General features: G+C 32.1%; 10 protein-coding genes. 5 read left to right on the forward strand and 5 right to left on the reverse strand.

What is annotated here, in order from left to right:
* Positions 1-133 precede the first annotated feature (133 nt).
* From DIU01_RS14110 to DIU01_RS14130, 5 genes are all read left to right on the forward strand, one after another.
* On the forward strand, positions 134-307 hold the full coding sequence (locus DIU01_RS14110) for a hypothetical protein (RefSeq protein ID WP_290835530.1): 174 nt from the start codon (positions 134-136) through the stop codon (positions 305-307).
* 70 nt (positions 308-377) lie between these two features.
* Positions 378-1,565, forward strand: a complete 1,188-nt coding sequence (gene pgk / locus DIU01_RS14115) for a phosphoglycerate kinase (protein ID WP_290835532.1) — start codon at positions 378-380, stop codon at positions 1,563-1,565.
* A gap of 101 nt (positions 1,566-1,666) precedes the next feature.
* Positions 1,667-4,006, forward strand: coding sequence for a LysM peptidoglycan-binding domain-containing protein (locus tag DIU01_RS14120; protein WP_290835534.1), 2,340 nt, complete (start codon positions 1,667-1,669; stop codon positions 4,004-4,006).
* A gap of 147 nt (positions 4,007-4,153) precedes the next feature.
* Entirely contained in the window at positions 4,154-5,032 is an 879-nt protein-coding gene (locus DIU01_RS14125; RefSeq protein ID WP_290835536.1) for a DUF4837 family protein, read from the forward strand.
* Between the two features lies 1 nt (position 5,033).
* Entirely contained in the window at positions 5,034-5,483 is a 450-nt protein-coding gene (locus DIU01_RS14130; protein ID WP_290835538.1) for a GNAT family N-acetyltransferase, read from the forward strand.
* Here the strand turns inward: DIU01_RS14130 and DIU01_RS14135 are convergent, their stop codons facing one another.
* The 5 genes from DIU01_RS14135 to DIU01_RS14155 form a co-directional block, all read right to left on the reverse strand.
* The gene (locus DIU01_RS14135; RefSeq protein ID WP_290835541.1) at positions 5,484-6,323 is read right to left on the reverse strand and encodes an OmpA family protein; all 840 of its coding nucleotides are present in this window, start codon (positions 6,321-6,323) and stop codon (positions 5,484-5,486) included.
* Positions 6,324-6,327: 4 nt separating this feature from the next.
* Positions 6,328-7,143 (reverse strand): OmpA family protein, encoded by an 816-nt coding sequence (locus DIU01_RS14140; protein WP_290835543.1) that lies wholly within the window; start codon positions 7,141-7,143, stop codon positions 6,328-6,330.
* On the reverse strand, positions 7,144-8,778 hold the full coding sequence (locus tag DIU01_RS14145) for a S41 family peptidase (protein WP_290835545.1): 1,635 nt from the start codon (positions 8,776-8,778) through the stop codon (positions 7,144-7,146).
* A 115-nt stretch (positions 8,779-8,893) separates the two neighbouring features.
* Positions 8,894-9,280 carry a ribonuclease P protein component gene (gene rnpA, locus DIU01_RS14150; protein WP_290835547.1) on the reverse strand — a complete coding sequence of 129 codons (387 nt, stop codon included), beginning with the start codon at positions 9,278-9,280 and terminating at the stop codon, positions 8,894-8,896.
* Between the two features lie 10 nt (positions 9,281-9,290).
* Positions 9,291-9,695 carry a hypothetical protein gene (locus DIU01_RS14155; RefSeq protein ID WP_290835549.1) on the reverse strand — a complete coding sequence of 135 codons (405 nt, stop codon included), beginning with the start codon at positions 9,693-9,695 and terminating at the stop codon, positions 9,291-9,293.
* Between the last annotated feature and the right edge of the window lie 47 nt (positions 9,696-9,742).

Consider the following 9,742-nt stretch of genomic DNA (forward strand, 5'->3'; position numbering starts at 1 on the left):
AGAATAATCTTTAAATTTGTCATTTTTTCAATTTTATTGAGTTGTTTGTCGATGAAAAAAGCTTTTTATCGGTATTTTTATTATTTTTGAGAATCAGATAATTTTTTGGAACCAACAAAAAATCAATTTCATAATGATTATAAGCATCTTACTTCACGGAATAGTTAAATCTATAAAACATAGAAAAAATATGTTTCCAAGCTTATTTCATGGGATAGAAATTGGCGGAATTATCACAACCAAAAACGGATTTAGAACGCTTACACTAGAAGAAATGCAACAAAAAAAGTCTAAAAAGCAACGCTGATGTTTATCATTTTCTAAGAAAAACAAAATAGTTATATTTGCAGAATACTATAAATTAACACTGTAAATTAATGAAAACTTTAAACGACTTCAATTTCAAATCAAAAAAAGCTTTAATACGAGTAGATTTTAATGTTCCATTAGACGAAAATTTCAAGGTAACCGATGCCAATAGAATTGAAGCGGCAAAACCTACAATTGATAAAATTCTTGCCGAAGGCGGAAGTGTTATTTTGATGTCACACCTAGGAAGACCAAAAGGAAAAGAAGATAAATATTCATTAAAACATATCGTTGATACAGTTGCTCAAGTTCTAGAAGTTCCAGTAATTTTTGCTTCAGATTGCCGCGGAACTGTCGCTCAAAATGCCGCTTCCAATTTAAAACCTGGTGAAGTTTTACTTCTAGAAAATCTACGTTTTTATGAAGAAGAAGAGGCTGGAGATGTTTCATTTTCTAAAGATTTAGCATCGCTTGGTGATATTTATGTAAACGACGCTTTTGGAACAGCTCACAGAGCACACGCTTCAACAACAATTATTGCTCAGTTTTTCCCAGAAAGCAAGTGCTTCGGATTACTATTAGCCAAAGAAATTGAAAGTTTAAATCGCGTTTTAAATAATTCGGTAAAACCAGTAACTGCAGTTCTTGGTGGTTCTAAAGTTTCTTCGAAAATTACAGTTATCGAAAATATTTTAGACAAAGTAGATCACATGATTATTGGTGGTGGAATGACTTTTACATTCATCAAAGCCTTAGGCGGAAAAGTAGGAAATTCTATTTGTGAAGACGATAAATTAGATTTAGCGATTGAAATTTTGCACAAAGCAAAAGAAAAAGGTGTTCAAATTCATATTCCAGTTGATGTTGTTGCTGCAAATGCTTTTTCAAATGATGCCGATACTCAAATTGTTGATGTTCGTGAAATTCCAGACGGATGGCAAGGACTTGATGCCGGACCAAAATCGTTAGAAAACTTTAAGGAAGTAATTATGGCTTCTAAAACCATTCTTTGGAACGGACCATTAGGCGTTTTTGAAATGGAAAAATTTGCTCACGGAACCATAACTCTTGGAGAATATATTGCAGAATCTACAGCAAACGGAGCATTTTCTCTTGTTGGTGGTGGCGATTCAGTTTCGGCAGTAAAACAGTTTGGTTTAGAAGATAAAATGAGCTACGTTTCTACTGGTGGCGGCGCAATGCTAGAAATGTTAGAAGGAAGAACTTTACCTGGAATTCAAGCGATTTTAGACTAAAAATCAGACTTTAACAATAATTAAACAAAATTTTACGTTATTAATCGGTAAGTTTGCAAATGGCATAATATGCTGATTAATAAAATGTTGAATAAAATAATATGAATATCAAAAATAAACTGACATCGATTCTTCTTCTTGCTTCGGCTTCTTTTTTCGCTCAAGAAACCACCGCACAGCAGGATACAATACTTAAAAATGTTGTAAAAGTTTCGTACTTAGATTCTATAAAAGCCACTTTTGTCAATGATGATATGGCTACTTGCATTGACAGTCTTTGGATGAAAGAAATGACATCGCTAGACATTTACTCTACTTTGTTGCAAGACATTAAAACTGTAGACATTGACAAAACGGTTGATTACGAATTACCAACGGAATTATTAAAAGAACGACTGAAAAGATTAGATGAAAAATCGCCTTTTAATATTGAATACAATATTGGTTTAGAGAACGTTATCAAATCTTTTTTAAAGAATAGAAAAAAAGGATTTGAACGTTTAATGGGAATTTCTCAATTCTACTTTCCAATATTTGAAGAAGAATTAGCTAAGAAAAATATTCCTCTAGAGATAAAATATCTTGCTGTTGTTGAATCGGCTTTAAATCCGTTAGCGGTTTCTAGAGTTGGAGCAACTGGTTTATGGCAATTTATGTATCAAACAGGCAAGCAATATGGTTTAAATATTTCATCGTATGTTGACGAAAGAAGCGATCCATTAAAAGCAAGTCAAGCTGCATCGCAGTACATGGAAAACATGTACAAGATTTTTGGCGATTGGGATTTGGTTTTAGCATCTTATAATTCAGGACCAGGGAATGTTGCCAAAGCAATTCGACGTTCAGGTGGACAACAGAATTATTGGAACATTAGAAAAAATCTTCCAAAAGAAACGCAAGGTTATTTACCAGCATTTTTGGCTACAATGTACATTTTCGAATACCATAAAGAACACGGAATTGTACCAAATAAAGCCATTGCAAATCACTTTGCTACCGATACAATTATGGTGAAAAATCACATGACTTTCAAGCAAATATCAGATTTGTTGGATGTTCCTGTGGCCGAATTAAAATTCTTTAATCCTTCGTACAAACGAAATGAAATTCCATCAATTTCTGGTGAAAGAAACTTCTTGAGATTGCCAAAAGATAAAATCGCAATTTTCGCATCCAACGAAGATAAAATTTATGCTTACATAAATTATGAAGCTAATAAAAGAGAACGTCCGTACGAAAGATTGGCCTCTGTAAAGCAAAACGATCCTACTAATCCATCGCAATCTGATAGTGATTCAACTACAAGAACGAAATATCATAAAGTTATAAAAGGCGATAATTTATCTAAAATTGCTGATAAATATAACGTTACAGTTTCAGACATAAAAAGCTGGAATGGATTACGAAGTAATTCGGCGCCATTAGGAAGAAAGTTAAAAATTCTATCATCCGAAAAAATTGCTTACAAAGAAAATAATGATGTTGCACAAACTAAGGCTGTAGCCGATTCTGTTTCGACTAAAGAAACAAAAATCGTAACAAATTCAACTTCTGATGTTGCATCAAATGAAGCAAAACCCGAGAAAGTTTTTAAAACCGAAAAAGTAGTTTCTTACAAAGATGTTACCAAATACCACAAAGTAAAAAAAGGTGATGTTTTGGGAGAAATTGCAACAAAATATGATGTTTCTGTAGCCGATATTAAAAAATGGAATAATTTAAAAGGAAGCAATATCGGTCTTGGTGATGATTTAAAAATCATCAAAAACGAAAAAGTTACTACAACAGTTAGAAAAGAAGTGAAGCAACCATTTGCGACTAAAAATGAGGCCGTTGCTGCTGTTGAACCAAAGAAAGTTAAAGCTGAAATCATTAAAAAAGAAATAAAAGCAGAAACAAATTCTAAAAATGAAAATGTTTATGTTGTTGCAAAAGGCGATAATTTATCATCAATTGCCAAAAAATTCAATATATCTCTTGAAGATTTAAAAGAAAGAAATAATTTGATTGACAACAATATAAAATTGGGTGCAGAGTTAATTATTTCTGATCAAAAAGCGAATGAAAATAACGCAGATTTAGCTAAAAATGTGGAACACGTTGTGGTTAAAGGTGAGTATTTAGGAACAATCGCTAGAAAATACAACACTACAATAAACGATCTTTTAGAGTTAAATTCATTGTCTGATACCAACATTAAAGAAGGCGACAAACTTATTGTTGGAAAAGAAGTTGCAACTACCAAAGTTAAAAAAGGAAAAGAAGATTATGCTGCAACAATTAAAAAAGCAAATCAAAAGTTGTATCAAGTGAAACAAGGCGACACATTATCTAGTATAGCTAAAAAATTTCCTGGTGTTACCATTGCCGATCTCGAAAAAGCAAATAACATAAAAAGTGAGAATTTAAAACCTGGAATGAAATTAAAAATAGGTGGATAATCAAAAAATCTTATATAAATTTGGGTTTTATTTCATTATGAATAAAACCCATTTTTTATTTCTAGCCATTAGTATTTTATTTTTATCGNNAATCAAAAGAAAACCAACATTTCTGATGATAACACTGCGAAAATAAACGCCATTTCTGTGATTATAGACGATCAACTTTGGAATGGTGAAGTTGGCGATTCTATTCGAAATAAATTTGCTTCACCAGTAATTGGTCTTCAAGAAGAAGAACCGTTGTTTACTTTAAACCAATATCCAGTAAAACTTTTAGAAGGTTTCATGACCAATAGTAGAAATATTATTGTGGTTAAAAAAGAAGCCAAAACCAAGTTTTACATTAAGCCAAACGAATATGTAACGCCTCAAATTGCAGTTCATATTTCCGGTAAAACGGTACACGAAATTATTGATAGTATTGAGGTAAATGCACCCAAAATCATTCAGGAAATTAAAAAATCGGAAATTGATATTTTTCAAAAAAGAAACATCAGACGATCATTAGAAAGAGACAAAATAAAATCGCGATTTAATGTTTTAATCAATGTTCCAGATAAGTATAAAATTGTTTTACAAGGCAAAAAATTCCTTTGGCTAAAGAAAGAAATCACTAGCGGAAACCTTTGTTTATTGGCTTATCAAGTTCCGATGAGTTCACTAAAAGACACTACTAATTTGGTTAACCGAATTGTAAAAATTAGAGATTCTATTGGCAAAAAATACATTCACGGCAACAAACCTAGAACGAAAATGATTACCGAAACCGGTTTTTCGCCTTATCTAACCAAAACCAAAATCTTCGGAAAAACAGCTTACGGTCTCAAAGGAACTTGGGATTTAAGCAACGATTTCATGAGCGGACCATTTATAAATTACGCCATAATTGACGAAACCAACAAACGAATTTTGGTGCTTGAAGGATTTTGTTACGCACCATCCAAAAATAAAAGAGATTTAATGTTAGAATTAGAATCAATTATAAAATCGGTTCAATTTCTAAAGAAACCCGAAAATAAATAACATGGCAAACATTGAATGGCAAATTAAGCGATTTGAGGCATTATCTTTAACCGAACTATATTCTGTGCTGCAACTAAGAAGTGAAGTCTTTGTAGTGGAGCAAAATTGCGTTTATCAGGACATTGACGGCAAAGACGAGAAAGCATTACACCTTTTAGGAATTTACGAAGGCAAAATTGTGGCTTATGCCCGATTATTTAAACCCAACGATTATTTTGAAAATGCTTCCATCGGAAGAGTTATCGTGGCACAGAATTATCGAGATAAAAAATGGGGTCACGATTTAATGCAAAATGCCATTTCTGGAGTAAAAGACTATTTTGACACCAATGAAATTACCATTTCTGCACAACTTTATTTACAGAAATTTTATGAAAGTCATCAGTTTGTACAAACTAGTGAAATGTATTTAGAAGACGATATTCCGCATATCGAAATGAAGCGTAAGTAGTTAAATCTTAGTAATTAAAATCTCAACGCGCTTGTTCTCCGATTCAATTCCGTTTGGAATAGGGAATTTTCGTCCGTAACCCATGTGTGTCATTCTGCTTGGCGAAATTCCTTTTTCTACTAAATAATCATAGATTTTCTTGGCGCGTGTATGCGATAAATTGGTTTTGCCCGAAGTCATATCATAAGCATCGCTGTGCGCTTTTCCAATGCAACACACATGACCTTGAATTTCAATAGTTGTATTAGGATTTTTGTTCAAATAATCGACAACTTTGTTAAGTTCAACTAATGCATCTTCTTCTTTATGAAACAGTCTTGTATTGCCTTTAAAAAGTAAATTTTTGATGATAATTTTATCGCCTACAACTAGTTCATCATCAAATGTTTTGTAGAATTTCAATGCTGAATTAGTAGTTGCTGTTTCGTCAGACGGTTTAATTTCGTCTTCGGTAAAAGTGTAGTAAACAGAAACACATCTATTGTTTTTTCTAATTTCATCTAGATTAGCATTTAAATCTTCAATTGCAATTTCTCCTTTTCCTAGAGTAGAAGTAGCGTTAACATCAAATTCCGATTTTAGAAAAGTAGCTACGGTTTGCGCTCGTTTATCTGATAGAATTTTATTGGCTTCCAATGATCCAATGTCGTCGCAAAAACCAGAAACTTCAATGGTATAAAAAGTAAGCGTTTCATTAGAAAAAATGCCGTTGATAACCGACATTTCATTTGATGCTAAATCACTAGAATTGGAATCAAAATAAACCCGAATTGTATTGGATTTTTGTTGTGCATTTGATAGAAAACCTATAAAAAGCAAAGCAAATAATAAGCGATTCATGGAGTTAAATCTTTGTAATCACCAATTCAACACGTCTATCATATTGCGGATCTTTCCCAAGCGGAACCGTATTTCCATAACCTTTAAAAGTCATTCGGTTTTTACCTACTCGTCTAAAAGCCAAATATTTATATACAGCTTGCGCTCTATTTGTAGACAATTGACGTTTTTTAGTGTCTTTATCAATCGCTTCTTTTTGATATGGTGGCGTGCAACAAACGTGTCCTTGAATTTCAAAATGAATGTTTTTGTAGCGCACTAAAAGCAAGGCAATTTTATCTAATTCTGCTTTTTCTTTGGTTGATAATTTACTGCTTCCTCTTTCAAAAAGGATGTTATCTAGATAAATATGATCGCCAACTACGTGGTTTTTATTGATGCTATGATAAAATCCTGGCATAATCAATGCTGGAAGTTCTTTTAAGTTTAAAACCACATCAACACGACGGTTTTTAGAACGTTTTTCGGGAAGATTATCAACAATATCATCGTCAATTAATATTCTTCCTTTTCCTTCAATGGTTACAATAATTTTGTTTTTTACACCATTTTCTAAAAGCTTGGCTTGAATGGCATTGGCTCTATTGGTAGACAATTTAAAGTTGTAATCATCTTTTCCAATATCATCGGTATAACCATAAATTTGAACAGATTCAATTCTAGTTGAGTCACTATTTTTTATAAAATCAACAACTTCTTTGGCTTGTTTTTCGTCAAATGAATATTTGTCAAATTCAAAATAAACCGAGTGTACGATTTCTTCTTGTGCAGAAATAAATCCGAAAAAAAACAATGGTAAAATCCTTAAAAATCGTAACATCTAGTTTAGTATTTTAGAATATTCAGCTTTGTTGGCTAAAAGAGTGGTTGCTTTAATAATTTCGGGATTGCTCTTGGTGTAATATTGGTACAATCCCTCTTTATACTGATAACGTTTAATAATTTCGTCTAGTATTAATTTCTTAATTTCTTTCTGATTTTTGTCTAATAGAGCTTCTTCACTTTTCTGAATTGCTGTCATCAATTGCTCGTATTGTGCAGTTATTGCACCATCAATTTTTTCTTTTTTAGCTTTTTCTAATGTGTTTTTCAAAGCCAATTCGGTTTCGGTATCAAAACTAAATTTCTCTCTTTTTAAGAACGCTTTAAAATCGGCAAAATCAGCATCAGAAATAGTCGGAATTTTATCGCCCAAATTTGGATTTTTAAAATAATAATTGGTGGCATAATTAAAAATTCCGTCGTTTTTTTGCAATACTTCGGTAATGCTGCTAAGCTTTGTTTCTTCCAATTCAATATCGGGTAAAATGCCGCCACCATCATAAACCGTTCTTCCTTTTTTGGTTTTGAATGCGTTGTATTTAGAAGCATCTGTTTTAATAGCTTTTCCGTCCTTATCTTTTTTAGAGTAGTCTAATGCTTGAATACATCTACCAGAAGGAGTGTAATATCTAGAAATAGTAACTTTTACTTGCGTTCCATAAGTCATATCAAACGGTCGTTGCACCAATCCTTTTCCAAAACTACGGCTTCCAATAACTACTGCACGATCTAAATCTTGCAAAGCTCCAGCAACAATTTCTGATGCTGAGGCACTTTTTCCGTCGACAATTATCGCTAAAGGAATTTCTAAATCTACTGGTTCTTTTGATGTTTTATAAACGTTATTGTACTTTTCGTTTTTAGATTTTGTAGTAACAATTACTTCGCCTTTTTCCACAAAAAGATTGCAGATATTTACCGCTTCGTTCAATAATCCACCAGGATTTCCTCTCAAATCTAGAATGATTCGTTCGGCACCATCGGCTTTAAGTTTTTCTAATGCTTCTTTGGTTTCTTTTGTAGTTTTATTATTGAAAGCTGTAAGCACGATATAACCTGTTTTGTCATCAATTTTTGCAAAAAACGGAACTGCTTTTACTTCAACCTCATCAAGAATCAATTGCGTAGTTAATTGTTTTCCTTGACGGATGTATTTGATGTCAATTTTAGTATTTTTTGCGCCTTTCAACAATTGAGAAGCATCTTCTTTAAAGTCAGACAACAACACGTCACCAATTTGAATTATGGCATCACCAGCTTTCAATCCGGCTTTATCGGCAGGATAACCTTTGTAAGGTTCTTTGATAATTAATTGATCTTCTTTTCGAGTAATCATCGCGCCAATTCCGGTATATTCGCCAGTATTGTTGATTTTGAATTTTACAACATCATGTTCGTTAAAGAAATTGGTATACGGATCTAGATCGGCAAGCATGCTCTTGATGGCTTTATCCATAACTTCTGCCGGATTTACCTCATCAACATAATTTTGATTTACAATTTTAAAAAGCGAAGTAAAAATTTCTATTTGCTTGGCTATTTCAAAAAAATTGTCTTTGAAACTCACACCAACCAACAAAAATCCACTAGCAATAACAGGAAGTATATATCTCTTTTTAAAATACTTAAGCATAATCAATTTAACATTTTTAGAATTAAAAACTAACGAATTTATAAAACAAAATCAAATATATTGCATAATAAGCAAAAAACTATTTTTTTATGTGTTTGTTAAGAAAGTGTAAGCGTTATTTTTGGCCGTTTACTTCGTTAATTTGACGAATAAATTTCTCGAATATCGCAATTGTTTTTTCGTTTATTTCTTGATAACTCAACCGTTCTTTTGTTTGATAAAAAAACATAATCGCATAAGGTTTCTGCAAATTATCATGAATGATGTGTTTGTTAAGTCGATAACATTCGCGCAAAACACGTTTAAAATAATTTCGATCTACTGCTTTTTTAAAGTTTTTTTTAGATACCGAAACGCCAAAAGTAGTTTTTGTATTTTCTTCATCTGTAGCAACATAAACCATTCGCAACGGATATTTTGAAACAGATTTTCCTTCAGAAAAAAGTAAATCAATCGTTTTTCTGCTTTTTAGTTTTTCTGCTTTTGGATAGGAAAAATCCATTTTTGGAAGATTAATTGTAGATGTTGTAAACAAATTTTACTTCAGAATAATTGATGTAAAATTGCATTCTATTGCCTTCATTTTTTCTTGTAATAACAATGATGTTACACTTAGATCCATTGTTGTCAACACATTCAAATGGTGTGATAACATCTTTATCGGTTTCGGTTTTTTCGCCATAACTTTTTATGGTAAAAACTTGAATTGTTGGTGAGTTCACTACGATTCTATTCTTTTTTCCATCGATGGTTATAATCAAATCGGCTTTGGCAAAATCAGACCATTTGCTCCATTTTCCAATTTGGTTTTTTTCAGAATAACTTACGCTGCTTGTTCTTAAAGTAAAGGTTTGCGCCGTTGCTTGAGAAGCAAAACCCATGGTAAGAAAAAGTAAAAACAATTGAATGTATTTCATAAAAAATAATGTTAATCGGATGTAAAACTACAAATTCTATTCCAAAA

The organism is Flavobacterium sp., from assembly GCF_003525665.1.
In the GTDB taxonomy this organism is placed as follows: Bacteria; Bacteroidota; Bacteroidia; order Flavobacteriales; family Flavobacteriaceae; genus Flavobacterium.

Bases quoted from the DNA above. Each gene is read 5' to 3' on its own strand.
- DIU01_RS14155 (WP_290835549.1), bottom strand. From the start codon at position 9,695: ATGAAATACATTCAATTGTTTTTACTTTTTCTTACCATGGGTTTTGCT.
- DIU01_RS14130 (WP_290835538.1), top strand. From the start codon at position 5,034: ATGGCAAACATTGAATGGCAAATTAAGCGATTTGAGGCATTATCTTTA.
- DIU01_RS14110 (WP_290835530.1), top strand. From the start codon at position 134: ATGATTATAAGCATCTTACTTCACGGAATAGTTAAATCTATAAAACAT.
- DIU01_RS14120 (WP_290835534.1), top strand. From the start codon at position 1,667: ATGAATATCAAAAATAAACTGACATCGATTCTTCTTCTTGCTTCGGCT.
- rnpA (WP_290835547.1), bottom strand. From the start codon at position 9,280: ATGGATTTTTCCTATCCAAAAGCAGAAAAACTAAAAAGCAGAAAAACG.
- DIU01_RS14140 (WP_290835543.1), bottom strand. From the start codon at position 7,143: ATGTTACGATTTTTAAGGATTTTACCATTGTTTTTTTTCGGATTTATT.
- DIU01_RS14135 (WP_290835541.1), bottom strand. From the start codon at position 6,323: ATGAATCGCTTATTATTTGCTTTGCTTTTTATAGGTTTTCTATCAAAT.
- pgk (WP_290835532.1), top strand. From the start codon at position 378: ATGAAAACTTTAAACGACTTCAATTTCAAATCAAAAAAAGCTTTAATA.
- DIU01_RS14145 (WP_290835545.1), bottom strand. From the start codon at position 8,778: ATGCTTAAGTATTTTAAAAAGAGATATATACTTCCTGTTATTGCTAGT.